General features: G+C 36.1%; 12 protein-coding genes. All 12 read right to left on the reverse strand.

Annotated features, from left to right (window positions below; all coding sequences use genetic code 11):
* Positions 1-4: 4 nt before the first annotated feature.
* The gene (gene cheY, locus GTH24_RS12155) at positions 5-394 is read right to left on the reverse strand and encodes a chemotaxis response regulator CheY (protein ID WP_023581807.1); all 390 of its coding nucleotides are present in this window, start codon (positions 392-394) and stop codon (positions 5-7) included.
* Between the two features lie 59 nt (positions 395-453).
* Complete coding sequence (locus GTH24_RS12160) at positions 454-1,506, reverse strand: protein-glutamate methylesterase/protein-glutamine glutaminase (protein ID WP_072068534.1); 1,053 nt, start codon at positions 1,504-1,506, stop codon at positions 454-456.
* The gene (cheR, locus tag GTH24_RS12165) at positions 1,499-2,395 is read right to left on the reverse strand and encodes a protein-glutamate O-methyltransferase CheR (RefSeq protein ID WP_072068535.1); all 897 of its coding nucleotides are present in this window, start codon (positions 2,393-2,395) and stop codon (positions 1,499-1,501) included. Before cheR ends, GTH24_RS12160 begins: the two co-directional genes overlap by 8 nt.
* A 6-nt stretch (positions 2,396-2,401) precedes the next feature.
* Positions 2,402-4,048 (reverse strand): methyl-accepting chemotaxis protein, encoded by a 1,647-nt coding sequence (locus GTH24_RS12170; protein WP_072068536.1) that lies wholly within the window; start codon positions 4,046-4,048, stop codon positions 2,402-2,404.
* Positions 4,049-4,107: 59 nt separating this feature from the next.
* Positions 4,108-5,814 carry a methyl-accepting chemotaxis protein gene (locus GTH24_RS12175; protein ID WP_072068537.1) on the reverse strand — a complete coding sequence of 569 codons (1,707 nt, stop codon included), beginning with the start codon at positions 5,812-5,814 and terminating at the stop codon, positions 4,108-4,110.
* Between the two features lie 386 nt (positions 5,815-6,200).
* Entirely contained in the window at positions 6,201-6,701 is a 501-nt protein-coding gene (gene cheW / locus GTH24_RS12180) for a chemotaxis protein CheW (protein ID WP_023581802.1), read from the reverse strand.
* Positions 6,702-6,722: 21 nt separating this feature from the next.
* On the reverse strand, positions 6,723-8,897 hold the full coding sequence (cheA, locus tag GTH24_RS12185; RefSeq protein ID WP_164526462.1) for a chemotaxis protein CheA: 2,175 nt from the start codon (positions 8,895-8,897) through the stop codon (positions 6,723-6,725).
* Between the two features lie 35 nt (positions 8,898-8,932).
* Complete coding sequence (gene motB, locus GTH24_RS12190; protein WP_072068539.1) at positions 8,933-9,979, reverse strand: flagellar motor protein MotB; 1,047 nt, start codon at positions 9,977-9,979, stop codon at positions 8,933-8,935.
* 2 nt (positions 9,980-9,981) lie between these two features.
* Entirely contained in the window at positions 9,982-10,875 is an 894-nt protein-coding gene (gene motA, locus GTH24_RS12195; protein ID WP_036935706.1) for a flagellar motor stator protein MotA, read from the reverse strand.
* A gap of 134 nt (positions 10,876-11,009) precedes the next feature.
* Positions 11,010-11,591, reverse strand: coding sequence for a flagellar transcriptional regulator FlhC (gene flhC / locus GTH24_RS12200; protein WP_006533207.1), 582 nt, complete (start codon positions 11,589-11,591; stop codon positions 11,010-11,012).
* 2 nt (positions 11,592-11,593) lie between these two features.
* Complete coding sequence (gene flhD / locus GTH24_RS12205) at positions 11,594-11,944, reverse strand: flagellar transcriptional regulator FlhD (protein WP_036935704.1); 351 nt, start codon at positions 11,942-11,944, stop codon at positions 11,594-11,596.
* 3,601 nt (positions 11,945-15,545) lie between these two features.
* Positions 15,546-16,244: an MgtC family protein gene (locus tag GTH24_RS12210; RefSeq protein WP_072068540.1), complete on the reverse strand. Its 699-nt coding sequence runs from the start codon at positions 16,242-16,244 to the stop codon at positions 15,546-15,548.
* Between the last annotated feature and the right edge of the window lie 147 nt (positions 16,245-16,391).

Genomic DNA, 16,391 nt, shown 5'->3' on the forward strand with positions numbered 1-16,391 from the left:
CTCCTTAGATGCCCAGTTTTTCAAAAATTTTATTTAGTTTTTCTTCAAGAATTGCTGCTGTAAAAGGTTTAACAACATACCCACTTGCACCGGCTTGCGCTGCTGCAATGATATTTTCTTTTTTAGCTTCAGCGGTCACCATTAATACTGGTGTTGCTGCAAGTCCCGCATCACTACGAATATTTTTAAGAAGCTCTAGACCATCCATATTTGGCATGTTCCAGTCTGTTATCACAAAATCAATTGCCGAATTGCGTAATTTAGCTAACGCGTCAGCACCATCTTCTGCTTCTTCTACATTCGTAAATCCTAATTCCTTTAGCAAATTACGAACTATGCGGCGCATTGTTGAAAAATCATCAACCACTAAAAATTTCAGATCCTTACTTGCCATTGAAAACTCCTTCAAAATATATCGGCAAATTACTGTGTTGCTTTTTAAACTGAACTTAATCAGATACGCAATGATTGCGTGCTACTGATTTTCATCAGTACCGCTTTACTCATTGAGCTTATACTTTTCACCTCATCAACTGCGCCTATTTCAACCGCAGCTCGAGGCATACCAAAGACGACACAACTCGCTTCATCTTGTGCAAAGGTATAACTTCCTGCTTGACGCATTTCTAATAACCCAGCAGCACCATCACTTCCCATTCCAGTTAAAATAACGCCAATGGCATTACGCCCCGCATATTTTGCAACTGAACGAAATAGTACATCGACTGAAGGACGATGGCGGTTTACTGCAGGTTCTTTATTAATGTGGATCTGGTAGTTAGCACCATTGCGACGAAGCTCCATGTGATAATCACCCGGCGCAACATACGCATGCCCTGGTAATACACGTTCTCCATCTTCAGCTTCTTTTACACTGATTTGACATAAACGATTTAATCGTTCTGCAAATGAGTGTGTAAACCCTGCTGGCATATGTTGTGTAATCAACACCGCTGGGCTGGTAACAGGTAATGGTTCTAGAAAATTACGAATAGCCTCTGTGCCACCAGTTGATGCACCTACAGCAATCAACTTTTCACTCGAAATCATCGGTGTAAATGACAATGATTTAGAAGGCACTACATGAACTTCGCGCCGACTAATTCGTGCAAGAGCGGCTGCACGAATTTTCTCTGCAATCAGTTCACTATAAGCGAGCATACCTTCACGTAAACCAAGCTGTGGTTTAGTCACAAAATCAACAGCACCCAGTTCTAACGCTTTTAGCGTTACTTCTGAGCCTTTAGCTGTTAATGATGAAACCATAACGACAGGCATCGGTCTTAATCGCATCAGTTTTTCCAAGAAATCAATACCATCCATACGTGGCATTTCAACGTCTAACGTTAATACCTGTGGGTTGTACTTTTTTATTAAGTCACGAGCCACTATAGGATCTGGTGCACAATCAACAACTTCCATATCGCTATGACTGTTGATGATTTCTCGCATGATTTGGCGCATTAGCGCCGAATCATCAACACAGAGTACCGTTATTTTATTCATAACCTCTCCTTGCTGGTGTCAGCCCGTAAACGGTATGCCCATGCAAGTAGAAATCCTTGCTAAGCTGGCTTACATTTTCAGAATGCCCAACAAACAGCATTCCGTCTGGTTTAAGTAATGAGGTAAAGCGGTTAAGTAAGGTTTGTTGTGTCGTTTTATCAAAATAAATCATGACATTACGACAAAAAATCGCATCAAAACTGCCTTCTAAATCCCATTGCTTGTCGAGTAGATTCAAATACTGAAAAGAGACCATTTCACTGATTTGTGGTCTAATTTTTACGTATCCTTCAAAATCGCCGACACCTTTGAGAAAATATTTTTTCAAATATTCATCATTTAATGTTTTAAGCTCTTCTTGTCGGTAAACACCTTTTCGTGCTTTATCCAACACATTTGTATCGATATCGCTGGCAATAATTTTGGTTTTATAAGGGTTATTCCCAAAAACATCGCGTAAAGTCATCGCAATTGAATAAGGCTCTTCTCCAGTAGATGCAGCTGCACACCATACTCGGTAGACGCCCCCTGCTCCTGCTCTTTTTCTGGCATGTTTTGCCAAAATAGGAAAGTGATGTGCTTCCCTGAAAAATGCAGTGAGATTCGTAGTTAAAGCATTAACAAACTCTTGCCATTCAGGGTTGCGTACATCACTTTTAAGAAACGCAAGATAGTCACCAAAGTTATTCATCCGTAATTCACGTAACCTCCTAGTGAGACGGTTATAAACCATCTCCCTTTTGTTGTTAGTCAGCACAATACCTGCCTTTTGATAAATCAATTGGCATATAGATTGGAACTGATCATCGGACAACATGAACCGTTGAGTAAAAATATCCAACGGTTGAGCAGCGATATCTGATAAGACTTCAGTAACATTACGTTTCATTGTTTTTTAATGGGTCTTTTTAAAAAATGATTTTTTATCTGCTTTTTTCAACCCATTACCTTCTAGGGATGAAGAGGTATTACTCTCATCCGTGTCAGGCAACTCGAATGCCGATACAGCATCAACAAGGTTATTAGCCTGATCTTCCAATGCTGCGGCAGCAGATGCTGATTGCTCCACCAAAGCAGCGTTTTGCTGTGTCACCTGATCCATCTGACTGACTGCATCAGCGACTTGGTGAATACCTCTACTTTGTTCATCAGAAGCTGAGGCGATTTCTGCCATTAATTCAGTGACTTTATTTACTGATGTGACGAGTTCCTCCATTGTCTGCCCTGCATTATTAACGAGTTGAGAACCTTGAGAGACTCGTAAAACAGATTCATCAATCAATAATTTGATTTCTTTTGCAGCATCAGCACTACGTTGAGCAAGATTACGAACCTCTCCAGCAACAACAGAGAATCCTCGTCCTTGTTCGCCTGCGCGTGCAGCTTCAACGGCCGCATTAAGTGCTAATATATTGGTTTGGAACGCAATACCATCAATCACACTGATAATAGCTCCTATCTTTTGAGAACTTTGTGTAATCGCATCCATGGTTTCAACAACACTATGCGTAATTTGACCACCACGCATGGCTGTCTCAGAAGCAGATTCTGCGAGCTTACTTGCTTGTAGGGCGTTATCAGCATTTTGTTTTACCGTCGCTGTTAACTCTTCCATGCTTGCCGCAGTTTCTTCTAATGAAGCAGCTTGTTGTTCAGTTCTTGAGGATAAATCCGTATTTCCTTTAGAAATTTCTTGAATGCCAGAATGCATAGCGTGGCTGTTATCTCGAACAATACGAATAGAACGCGCTAGCTCACCACGCATATCTCGTAATTGTCTAAACACATCCCCTATTTCATCATCTGTAAATACAAGAATTTCACGATTTAATTTACCAGTCGCAACATCATTAAAATAACGGCTTAAACTTGCGAAAGGTTTAATGATATTAAAACTTAGCCAACGGTGAGCCGCGATTGACACAACAATAACCATCGCTATTGCGCCGATAAACATTAAGATAGCGATAGTATAAGAACGATGTCCTTGCTCTATCGATTCTGTAATTTCTGTCTGCACATAATTCATATAAGTGTTAAATGAATTTTCCATTGCCGTTTGATAACGTTCCGTTGGTTGATCTAAAAAACCTTGGAAATTATCGTTTTTTAACATGTTATGTAATTCAGTTAATGCACCATATAAAACGTGGTAATCATTTTTCACCGCTTCAACGATTTCTTTTTCTTCTGTCGGTATTGCCTCTTTATTTATTTCGGCAAGGAAATTTTGAAAATGAGCATTCGCCGTTTCCAAGCGTGAAAGTGCTATTGATTCAATAGATTGAATATAATCCGTTGACTGTTCAGTTTTCACTGCGATAGCAACACGATTAATCGCATTACGTGTTTGTATTAAAGATGCCCAACTTAATCCTAACTCATCTCGCTTAGATGTATCTAAATCAACTCTGGTGATCTGTTCGTTATTCAAATGGATAATTCCTAGCGAAATACCACTAGAAATCACCTGCATAACGCAAAACATCATCAGTAATAAATATAGACTGGTGGATATCTTTAATTTGCGAAACCTAAACATGCCTTCACCTCGTTTAAAGCGGTGGTAAAAAGCCACCGCTTGTCAGCCACTTGTTGTTGTTAGAAAGTTTCCCAGTTAGCGGGATCTTCAACACTGCTGCTCTTTTTCTTTTCTGAGGTTCCTGGTTTTATAAGTGGAGCAGCGGCTTTAACTACAGGGGTTGCATCCGATTCCTTTCTTTCTAGCGTTTTTTCTTCCTGACCCGGTAATTTGAAGATTGAAACTAAGCGGGTTAATGCAACTGCTTGATCTTCAAGACCAGCAGCAGCGGCTGCAGATTGTTCTACTAAAGAGGCATTTTGCTGAGTGACGCGATCCATTTCAGACACCGCAAGGCCAACTTGTGAAATACCTCGGCTTTGTTCATCTGATGCAGAAGCGATTTCGCCCATGATGTCAGTAACACGAGTTACGGAGTCCACAATACGCGTCATCGTCTCACCCGCACTTTCAACGAGCACAGAGCCAGTTTCAGTACGACTTACAGAATCTTCAATCAGTGTTTTTATTTCTTTAGCAGCTTCTGCACTTCTCTGTGCAAGGTTACGAACTTCACCGGCAACTACCGCAAATCCGCGACCATGCTCACCGGCTCTTGCTGCTTCAACGGCCGCATTCAGTGCCAAAATATTGGTCTGGAATGCAATACCATCGATAACTGCAGTAATATCGGTGATTTTCTGAGAACTTCCGGCTATGTCGTGCATTGTTTGCACCACATTAGCAACAACTTTTCCGCCTTGACGAGCGATATCTGAGGCATCATTAGCAAGGTTACTTGCTTGACGAGCGTTATCTGCATTCTGTTTTACGGTTGCCGTTAACTGTTCCATGCTAGCAGCGGTTTCTTCTAATGAAGCCACTTGCTCTTCGGTACGTGCAGATAGATCATTATTTCCAGCCGCAATTTCACTCGTGCTGTTATAAATATTTTCTGTACTCTGATAGACTCCACGAACGGTTTGAATAAGCTCTTGTTGCATATGCTTTAAGCCATTTGCTAACAAGCTCATTTCATTACGGCCATTCACTTCAATATTTGGACGTAAATCGCCTTCAGAGAAGGTTTTAATACTTAATAGAAGTGAATTTAATGGTCTAATCAAGGCATTACGTAACGCAAACCAGCATAAAATTAATGCAGAGATAACGATAATGGCTAAAACAACCATTGTGATAACAGTACGTTGGTGAGAGGCTTCTAATGCCACGTTTAATTCATCATTAAACTTCTCATTACGCATAACGTAGGCAAGATATTCTTTATAAAAAGCATCTTGATAACCTGTCGTTGGTTGCTCAAAAAAATCTTTTAAATTCTGATCTTGAAGTAAAATTTCCAATTGATTTAATGCAGAGAAATATTCGATAAAACGCCCTTTTAGGCTACGAACATCATCTTCTGAGTGAACTTGATAAGCGGTAATGTTTTTTTCAAATTCTTTAAATTTCTCATCTGCACGAGACATATTTTTACGAGCAAGACCCGTGAGATAGTCAACAGAAAGAGAATCATCCACATTCAGGTTTTTATCTTGTAATAAAAAGCTAATCGCAGCGCGATTAATATTATTACGAGCTTGGAGTAAGTTAGCCCAACTTTCGTCTAGGCGCTCACGTTGATCCTGTATTGTTAGTGTTTTATTCAGGTCATTTCTTGTCTCAATAATATTTGAGTAAAAAACTCCCCCGGAGATAAATTGCAAAACACCAAACAACAGAAGAATGGATAATAATCCAGTCACTATTTTCATTCGGCTAAACATAGTTTCCCTTTTTTATAATAAATGGTAATGAGCAAGTTATCGGCAGACTTAAGAGAAACTTTATAGGTTTCATTTCGTCTTAGTCACGTTTTTGCCCCATTAAAAAGCGATGGTAATACTTGTTTTTAATTAAAATTATAAGTATAAAAAACTTTATATTTATTTCCGTCAGTAGAAAAATATTACAACTTGGTGATAGCTACTTATAAATTAATAAATAATAAAATAGAACTTAACTCAAATTAACAGTTCTTTTTTATCTTTAAATTTACCTTAAAGTTAATTTAATGCTTTAGCACTCGCTAATAAAATAAAAAAGACAGAAATAGCTATTCCGGCAAGCTTACCGGAACAGTATTTAGATTATTTTTTTAAAAAATAAAAACTTATTTAGCTTGAATTGTTGCGCTATCAACTAATTCCATTTCTTCACTATTGAGTAATTTCTCAATATCAACAAGAATAAGCATTCTTTCATCTAAAGTACCTAAGCCTGTTAAATACTCTGTAGACATTGTGACCGCAAACTCCGGCGCAGGGCAGATTTGCTCTGGCTTTAGCGTAAGAACGTCAGAAACACCATCAACAACAATTCCTACAATTCGATTTAATAAGTTAACCACAATAACAACAGTATTGTCATTATAAGTTACACTTTCTTGTGAAAATTTAATACGCAGATCAACAATCGGAACAATAACGCCCCGTAAATTTGTTACCCCTTTAATAAAGCTAGGTGAATTAGCAATACGAGTAACTTGATCATATCCGCGAATTTCTTGAACCTTTAAAATATCAATTCCATATTCTTCGTCACCCAGCGTAAAAATTAGAAATCCTTGTCCAACAGTTTCACCGGATAATTTCTCGAAATGTTCCGAAGCCATAATCTTATTTTATCCTCACTATTAAATGACTGCGCTTGCAGTTGTATTCTTTTTCTTATTTGTCATTTGTGTATGACTTAAGCGTTGTAATTCTGGTACATCAAGAATTAAAGCCACACTACCATCGCCCATAATTGTTGCGGCAGAAATACCCGGTACTTTTCGGTAATTGCTTTCTATATTTTTAACGACAACTTGATGCTGACCAACTAATTTATCTACCAATAAAGCATAACGGCGTCCGGCACTTTGTACGATAACCGCAATTGCTTGAGTAATATCTGTTTGAGCACCTTCAATATTAAAAGTACGATGCAATTCAATAAGAGGTAAATATTCTCCTCTTACTTGCAATAACTTCTCATCACCAGCTAATGGATAAATATCATCCTCTTCAGGTTGTAAAGAACTGACTACTGTACCTAATGGCAGAATAAAGACTTCGTCTTGTACTTTAACTGACATACCATCCAAAATAGCTAATGTAAGTGGCAGTAAAATACGAATACGAGTTCCTTTGCCCACTTCAAAACTAATTTGAATTTGACCACCCATCTCTTGGATATTTCGTTTCACAACATCCATACCCACACCACGACCAGAAACATCAGTCACAACTTCTGCGGTTGAGAACCCAGGTGCAAAAATAAGCATAGCAACTTCTTCGTTGCTCATATTTTCAGAAACTGAAAGCCCTGAAGAAATGGCTTTTTTCAAAATTCGTTCACGATTTAATCCTGCACCATCATCAGTCACTTCAATACAAATATTGCCGCCTTGATGCTCCGCAGACAATGTTAATTGTCCTGCTTCTGGCTTACCAACAGCAACGCGATCTGCTGGCATTTCAATACCATGATCAAGGCTATTTCGGACTAAGTGAGTCAGTGGATCGATAATTTTTTCAATTAAACTTTTATCAAGTTCGGTCGAGCTACCAATCATGTTTAGCTCAACTTTTTTATTCATTTTTCCTGCTAAATCACGGACAACTCGCGGGAATCGGCTAAATACATATTCCATTGGCATCATACGAATCGACATCACAGATTCTTGCAGATCACGAGAATTGCGTTGCAGTTGTGCAATACAACTTAACAAATCGCTGTATATAGACGGTTCAAGGCTATCGCTATGCTGAGCCAACATTGATTGTGTGATAACCAATTCACCAACTAAGTTGATAAGTTGATCAACTTTTTCAACCGCAACACGAATACTGGTTGATTCTGTTTTAGGTGTTGGTGCAGTGGCTGGCCTTTTTGCAGGTGCAGATACTGTCGCAGTTGGTGTTTTAACTGGTTCTGATGGTGTTACTTTCTCAGCAATAACAGATTGAACGGGCGCTGGTTGCTCAACTTGTTCTTCAATATGAGCATCATCAGCAGATATTTCACACTCTTCTAATGTCGCAATATGCTCTACCGTTTCTTCTGTCGTAGTATTTTGTCTAAACGAGATTTGTTCGGGCTCAATCACAAAACAGAGTACCGCACTAATATCTTCTTCGGTTGCGGTTGTTTTTAATATTGCCTCAAGGCCATGATGTTGTTTTTCAACTTGGCTGACTTCCCCAAGATGTTTTAATTCATCAAGCATTAAATCAATATCGGTCTCTTTAAGATCAGACAAAATAATGTGATGGTAATAATGTCCATCAGCAGCCATTTTCGATGTTTCTGCTACTATGGCGTCATTTTGTACACTATCAACATCCGATGATGAGGCAGAAGTTTCAGTCTCAGTGACATGTAAAACTGAAGTTTCAGATCCAGCAACGGCCTCAACATGAGGAGCTGATTGTTCTTCTTTTACATCGAGAGCCAGCTGACGCAACTTCTCACAAATATAGTTAAATGTTTCCTCATCAGGTTCTTGTGAGTTTTTATGTGCATCCAATTGCTGTTGCATAATATCTTTCGCTTCCAGAAACAGGTTAATAATGTCGTCGGTGAGCGCCATCTCATGACGTCTTGCACTATCGAGCAAGTTTTCAAGCACATGAGTGGTCTGTTGAAGTTTAACGAAGCCAAATGTTGCAGCTCCTCCTTTTATGGAGTGTGCACTACGGAAAATCGCATTCATCTGTTCTTGATCTGGATTTTCTGGATCAAGTAACAGTAAATGCTGTTCCATATCAGCTAACAACTCATCTGCTTCATCAAAAAATGTTTGATAAAACTCAGTAATATCCATCGTTACTCATTCACCTTTACGCGATTACCAACAAATTAGGGGGCTGTTCCCTGTTTTGTAGTAATATTTGTCGATTGTGATGGCAAACTTTCCCCAGAAACTCCTGTTTCAACATTTTCCTTTTTTGATTCGGGAAGCTCAGATGCAGAAGACACAGACGAACCCGTCTGTGTATTTGCTGCTTTTTCTTGTGGGGTCTCTTGCCCTGAAAGTAGAGGTTCAACTTCTGAAGCCTCTTTTACTGTCGGTGCAACCCGCTCGTTTTCATGTACAATTTTTTGTTCTGCTTGCTTCGTTAAGACCAGAATACTGATCCGCCGGTTAGCAGGTGCAAAACCATCCTCTTTGACTAAATGAACTGTTGACGCCATCCCGACAACACGTAGGACTTTCCATTCACTTAATCCGGCACCAATTAATTCGCGACGTGAGGCATTAGCACGATCTGTTGATAACTCCCAGTTACTGTATTTGAAAGCACCACTTGCATAAGGAATATCATCGGTATGACCTGATAAGCTGATTTTATATGGCGTATCATTTAAAATAGGCGCAATCGCCGTTAAAATATCTTTCATATAAGGTTCAACAGTCGCGCTACCGACCCTAAACATTGGGCGACTTTCTTTATCAATAATCTGAATGCGCAAACCTTCGTCCATCATGTCAATTAATAAATGAGGTTTGAGATCTTTTAACCGAGGATCATTTAAGATCACTTGCTCTAAGTTGTCTTTTAAACGACGAAATTGTTGTTTTTCATTAAGCTGTTTATCTTCCTGACCTTTAGGCAAAACATCTCCTTCATTGTAGACAGGATCACGACCGCCACCAGGAATAGGATTTGTTGCATCACCACTAAAGCGCCCTTGTTCAATCGCCACTTTTAGAGGAGTACGAAAATATTCTGCGACACGAGTTAATTCTTGAGGGCTAGAGATTGAAAGTAACCACATCACCAAGAAGAAAGCCATCATTGCGGTCATAAAGTCAGCATATGCTATCTTCCATGCTCCACCATGGGCGTTATGTTGTTTTCTCCCTCGTTTTTTAACTCGAATGATTTGTGAATTACTCTTCATAATTACTCTTCTTTCATTGCATCAGGATTTGCCTGCATCGGTGTCCGTACCTGACGTACATGTTCTTCCAATTCAATAAAAGAAGGTCTGTCTGCCAGAAAGAGGGTTTTACGTCCAAACTCAACCGCTATCTGTGGCGCATATCCATTCATGCTAGATAACAGTGTTGTTTTGATACACTCCATCATTTTCATTTGTTGACTAGAGCGCTGTCTGAGCCGAGAAGCTAATGGTGAAATAAAACCATATGCTAATAAAATACCTAAGAAAGTTCCGACCATTGCATGACCAATGAGAACGCCCATTTCACCAGCAGGTCTATCAGCTGCGCCTAACGCATTAACGACACCCATCACAGCAGCAACAATACCAAATGCAGGTAGTGAATCACCCATAGCAGATAATCCCGTTGCAGGAACTTCACTCTCTTCCTCAAAAGTTGCAATCTCTTCATCCATCAGAGATTCAATTTCATAAGGATTCATATTTCCTGTCACCATGAGACGCATATAATCCGTAATAAAACTGAGCATATAGACATCTTTCATAATGCGAGGATATTGGGAAAAAATATCACTTTGCTGTGGGTTTTCGATATCTCTCTCTAATGCCAACATGCCGTTTTGACGCGCTTTTGACAACAAACGAAACATGAGTGCCATTAAATCCATGTACATCGCTTTATTGTAATTGGTACTGCGAAGTAATTTCGGTAGGATCTTCATTGTCGATACAATTGCCCTACCATTATTACCTACAATAAAAGCACCGATACCGGCACCAAAAATAATTATAAATTCGGCTGGCTGGTATAAGGCGCCTAAACTACCACCGACGAGAAGATATCCCCCGATGACGGCGCTCATAACCACGATATATCCTAAGAGTACTAACACGCGATATCCCTTTAGCTAATTTCGTTATAGAGAGAATGGCGAACATAGCAGCAAGAGATAGGAGTGGGAGAGGAAACGGCTCAGGTTATAGATAACTAAGCTCTATAACCTGATATTTAACTTTCAATCTCGAATCACATTGCAAACTGTTCAAGACCATCCAACAGTTGTAAGTTAATATCGGCAGGATTGGCGGAAAGTTTACGTTTTTTTATTGCGCGAGAAGGAGGCTGGCAAAGACTACAAACATAATTGCTAGCAGGTTGGTGTGCGTGTGTAATAAATGAACCATTACATTTGGTACAAACTGAAAGTTGTAACATACCACTTTCAACAAAGCGTACTAATGTCCATGCTCTTGTTAGTGCTAAAATAGGTTCTTGATCTTTAACAGGTGGACATTGTTCTAAGTATAAACGATAAGCTTTAACAACTGCCTCAACACCTACACATCCCCCATTTTTCAATAAAAAACGGTAAGCATTGTAGAACATTGAGGAATGGATATTTTGTTCCCATGTCATAAACCAATCCGTTGAAAAAGGTAACATTCCTTTTGGAGGGGGGCTCCCTCTTAATTCTTTGTATAATTTAATTAAACGCCCCCGACTTAATTGAGTTTCACTTTCAAGCATTTGTAAGCGGGCACCCAAGGTGATTAATTCCATTGCTAAGCGAATGTCTTTCGCTTCTCGGACGATACTTTTCTCACTCATTGTTATGCCCGTTTCTTTGTTGCAGAAGTATCTTGTTCCGCTAACTGACGAAACAAGTTTGAAGAAAGAAGAATTCCAGTATGGATCTGTTGTAAATCATCCACTCTAGATTCTTTGGTGAGTTGTTCTATTGTTTCGCTGTCTTCAAACCGGAAATTACAGATTAGTTGGTTTGTTTCAGCCAACTTAACCAATTGAGGCAATGTAAGCTCTGCAAGAGCATCAGCCATGGAATCACTAATACCAAGCCTAAACATTGCTGAAGCCTTTTCTTGGTTAATTAACCTTTGCGCCAAAAGCAAATACGATAAATTTATGTCATAAATATGCTTAAGCAATTCAACCGTACTCATCTCTTTACATCCCGTCCGATTATATTGAACAAAGAGGATCTCCCTAATGAAAGATCCCAAGGAAATTAATATAAATGTAATATTAAATTTCCAGGCCCCATTTTATGAACATGACTCGTAGTAACACTACCTTGTATTACTTAGTTACGGTCATTTTCAAAAGTAGCGAAAAAAACATTTAAATTAAAAGTAAACTTTAAATGCTCGCCAATATAGCTCGTTAAGAATAATCCTAACGCGACAACTTTACTCCTTAACGATTAAGTTATTCAACGGATAAAGTAGTCCAATTTAAATACTATGTGAGTCACATCACAAAAAGATAATCATTATTATGGAATTAGTTCATTAACTATTCAAGTGATAAAAGTAATAAAACTCTGTGTAAATTAATAAGCTTATCTACCCAAATTAAAATATTAATGATAATTTTTTATTTTATACGATCTATTAAACTTATAAACCTAAAAATACAGCATAAAAATTTGACAAATCCACAATTGAAGATTTTTTTGATCACAGTAACATATATTGCAATATCTACTCCTCATCTTTATCTAAACAAGCTCTTCCGGTTTAATAAATATTTCTACAGATATTATTTTTTTCATCATTTACTTAAACCCTCAGAAATGATCACTTTTTATTTACAATTTGTTTAAAAAACAAGCTGCCATAATTATTTCTAGTTATTCTTTTTTTTATCTTAATTTAACCAATTATTTTTTTCTTTTAAATCATAGTGATACATTCATGCTTTTATGATTCAGAAGGATAAGTCATATAAAATTAAATTCTTAGTTATGCACCATCACCCTAAAATCATTGAATATTTATTTCCACATCATTAAAGTTTCATACGTAATAGTATAAATATACTTATATTTAAAGATAAGCTTTTAACACTTAAATTACAGAACTCTTAATAAGAGTTTTATTGACTGTAAATTAATCACAGTTAAATAATATCCTCACATAAGTAAGTTTTATTTATGATTTGCAGTCTATTTTATAAACAGGGAATATTTATATTAGTGAGGTTTTTAATATTAAAAATAGAAAAAAAATAAAAAATGAATTTAATAAAAAACAATTTCAAACCAACCAAACCAATAAAATAGTATATATATATAATACAATATTTGGCTTAAGAAAAATGTAAAAAAAAGAAAGTTAATTTATAAAAATAAGCCCTATTTAATTAGTGTGTAAAATGATAATTTAAAAAAACATTTGAAATGTGTGGTTACGTATATTGGTAAAATAAATAGAAATAAATTATAGACATTATATTTAATGAAGAAAAAATAAAATATTAAGGTCATTTCAATCCTTTTATATTATAAAATCCCCTCTTTTTATTATAAAAAAACAGACTAAATTTGAAATATTAATTTCAGTTTTATAAAAAAAAGATTTGGAGTTCCCTAATATAAAGTAATTAATCCATAAAGGGACAAAATCGAATATAAATTTTGTTTCTTTTATTTGAGATTACAGCTAAATGTTGAAAACGTCTGTGCAGACAAACACACCACGCCATGCTTAACACTTGTATAGCCATACCTTTTCAATGTAAACAAAACAAAATAAATACGATCAAAATAACATCTTATTGATTACTCCATTATCATCAATACAAACGATAAAATATCAAATGTTACTTTTTATCGCTGAAACTAACTTTTATCGTAATTTGTTTTGCTCCTAAAAATGATGAGTATTGTTTCACTTTCCCTTCCCTTCTGTGTTCAGAACCTTCATTTCAACCTAGCTAGCACAAGTCTTAATGCATTACAGAGCCAAAAGTGCTGATATTAAGTAACACCATTGCTTAACAAAAGTTGATGTTGACAGAGTTAGACGCAGGCTGACATTTAAATATCGTTATATTTTTATTTAGATAACTAAAATACATATCTAAATATTCAGCTCCACTTATCACTAATTTAGCCCTTATTATTACCCTTTTTTGAGTAATTTTAGGTTTAAAAAGGCATTTCCTCTTCATAAAAAGGTAATAAAAATATTGATATATCTAAGTAATCTAGATCTATATCTCATTTATTAGATCAAGCTTAAAAAGCAATAACAAGGTTCCATCATTTACGCCACAAAAGTGTTCTGTTTTTCGTGAAAAGAAAAATCAGTAAAATATTGTAACTTTATTTTTCAAATCGAAAATAATTGAGATTATTCATGCCGTGAATACAAATACTTTGTGTATTGCTTTCAGTTCTATTGAAATGAGCCTATCTTTTTGAGATAGCTATCGTGAAATGTTTATCAACTTTTTTTTTGATGACATACTTTTTTAATTAATGGTAGTTCGAACTTGTTTTTATCTTTTTAAGTAAATCAAAAAAGGTCAATATCTAATAATCCTTTATATTTATTTTCGGAATAAATGACAATGGCATAGCTATTTCACTCTAAGATAATTCTCTTTCTGTAATAAGTAAGATTTACATCCTTGACAAAGTTATAAATAATAAACTCATGAAATTATTATTTTACACTAAGAAATGCTTGGTATACCTTTTCTATTCTCATTATAAGATTACTTATTGGTATCATTTTTTCTACATGCTTTTTACAAAAAAAATTATATTCTTTCAAAAAAATTTGTACATCACTGATGAGCAATTATAAACAACATTACTCGGCCATTCATCAGCTTTGCTGTAGCGGGTAAAACTAGCCATTTAACACCTCTTAGCCTACTTTTTCTTAACACTAATTTGGTTAAATTAAAAATATTACTCAAAAATTGAAACTTAAATCAAACCTGATAAAAAACATTGATATATATTTCGCCAAATACATTGAAATAATTTGAGAGTATTATTTAGGTATTAAAAAAATTCCTAGTATAATCAATAGAAAACACGCTTTTCGATCCGAAATTCTATACTGCACTAAGCCCCTTAATAACGACTTTTTGTCCTACAATACACCTAAGTACCTCATTTAATAAGTAAATAACTAGTGGCAAACGCTTACTTGATTTTGATGTTCATCGTTTATTCAAAATAAAATAAGCAGTGATAAATCAAACTAATCTGAAATCAATAATTAATAATAAAGAGAAACCATATCAAATACGCTTAAACTCTATTCAGTCATTTTCGCTTAAAATTCACAATATACGGGTTAACCACAATATAAATAATTACATATTAATCAAATTACATAAAAATGAGTGTTTAAAATAAAACGAAAATAATTTCTTTACCTTCCTGTGTATTTTTAATTAACCATTTATGAATAAAAAAGTTCTATTTTTCATCCCATAGAGCAATAGTTACATTGATAATAATTACATCAATAAAATACTTTATTTCTATATGTCAGTAATAATACTTAATACATGATACAGATCTCACTATCTTCAATAAGGTGCTTAGTTTTAAAATTAACCATTACGTCTATTTGCTTACAAGCAATATGGTTATATGCTTATAACTTTCTATAACATTTATATTCTCTTTAAATTATTTTTTAATATTTAATATCTTCCCTATATTAGGGGAACAAAAAACTCCCTATATAGAATATAGAGAGTCATCATAAGAGATACATTTACTCAAACTATTGTTAGTTAAGCCGGGTGTTCAGCTGCAATTTTCCAATTAATCGCACTTACACTTTTTTCTAAGCTAACACGACAAACAATGGCTTCTATCTCTTTTTGTTCAACTGGAGTTGCCAGCAACTCTGCACAAACTTCTAGTTGGCTAGGCATCAATGTATCTGCACTACTCAAAGATTGTAATCGAACATGTAAACCATTTATTGCTTGTAAAATAAGGGTTCTAACCAAAACTTCATCTTCTTCATGACAAATAATTCGAATTGAGTAACGTTGCTCAATATCTATTGCTTGGTGTTGTGGTTGAGCATTAATACGTTGAGCAGCTTCCCGTAATAAAATATTGGCACAAAGTATAAGAAGTGTTGCTATAGTCGCCAATTGATACAAACCTAAACCGCATAACACACCTATCCCCGCAGAACACCAAAGTGTTGCCGCTGTGTTTAATCCTCGAATATTCATTCCTTCACGCATAATTACACCTGCGCCCAGAAAGCCTATTCCCGAAACTACTTGAGCCGCTATTCGGCCTGGACTATCTGGTGAAGTCTCGATTGAACTTAAGATAAAAACAGCCGCTCCGGTGGCAACGAGTGCATTCGTTCTTAAACCAGCCATTCTTTGTCGCCATTGACGCTCAGCCCCAATCAAAGCACCAAGACACATGGCAATCACCAAATTTAAAATATAAGGTGTCATCGTCATGTTTATTTCCTCTACATGATGATTAAAAAATAAGTATGAAAAATTATCTCTAAATGTTCAGAGTATTAGAATTAATGTATCAACCTAGGTGGAGGAAATAGAGAGAAAAAAATGTAGCACATGCCTTTACCTTGTTTATTAGTAATA

The sequence above is a fragment of the Proteus vulgaris genome, assembly GCF_011045815.1.
Taxonomy (GTDB): Bacteria; Pseudomonadota; Gammaproteobacteria; order Enterobacterales; family Enterobacteriaceae; genus Proteus; species Proteus vulgaris_B.

Excerpts from the sequence above, each read along its gene's own strand:
- cheY (WP_023581807.1), bottom strand. The coding sequence starts at position 394 with ATGGCAAGTAAGGATCTGAAATTTTTAGTGGTTGATGATTTTTCAACA.
- GTH24_RS12160 (WP_072068534.1), bottom strand. The coding sequence starts at position 1,506 with ATGAATAAAATAACGGTACTCTGTGTTGATGATTCGGCGCTAATGCGC.
- cheR (WP_072068535.1), bottom strand. The coding sequence starts at position 2,395 with ATGAAACGTAATGTTACTGAAGTCTTATCAGATATCGCTGCTCAACCG.
- GTH24_RS12170 (WP_072068536.1), bottom strand. The coding sequence starts at position 4,048 with ATGTTTAGGTTTCGCAAATTAAAGATATCCACCAGTCTATATTTATTA.
- GTH24_RS12175 (WP_072068537.1), bottom strand. The coding sequence starts at position 5,814 with ATGTTTAGCCGAATGAAAATAGTGACTGGATTATTATCCATTCTTCTG.
- cheW (WP_023581802.1), bottom strand. The coding sequence starts at position 6,701 with ATGGCTTCGGAACATTTCGAGAAATTATCCGGTGAAACTGTTGGACAA.
- cheA (WP_164526462.1), bottom strand. The coding sequence starts at position 8,897 with ATGGATATTACTGAGTTTTATCAAACATTTTTTGATGAAGCAGATGAG.
- motB (WP_072068539.1), bottom strand. The coding sequence starts at position 9,979 with ATGAAGAGTAATTCACAAATCATTCGAGTTAAAAAACGAGGGAGAAAA.
- flhC (WP_006533207.1), bottom strand. The coding sequence starts at position 11,591 with ATGAGTGAGAAAAGTATCGTCCGAGAAGCGAAAGACATTCGCTTAGCA.
- flhD (WP_036935704.1), bottom strand. The coding sequence starts at position 11,944 with ATGAGTACGGTTGAATTGCTTAAGCATATTTATGACATAAATTTATCG.
- GTH24_RS12210 (WP_072068540.1), bottom strand. The coding sequence starts at position 16,244 with ATGACGATGACACCTTATATTTTAAATTTGGTGATTGCCATGTGTCTT.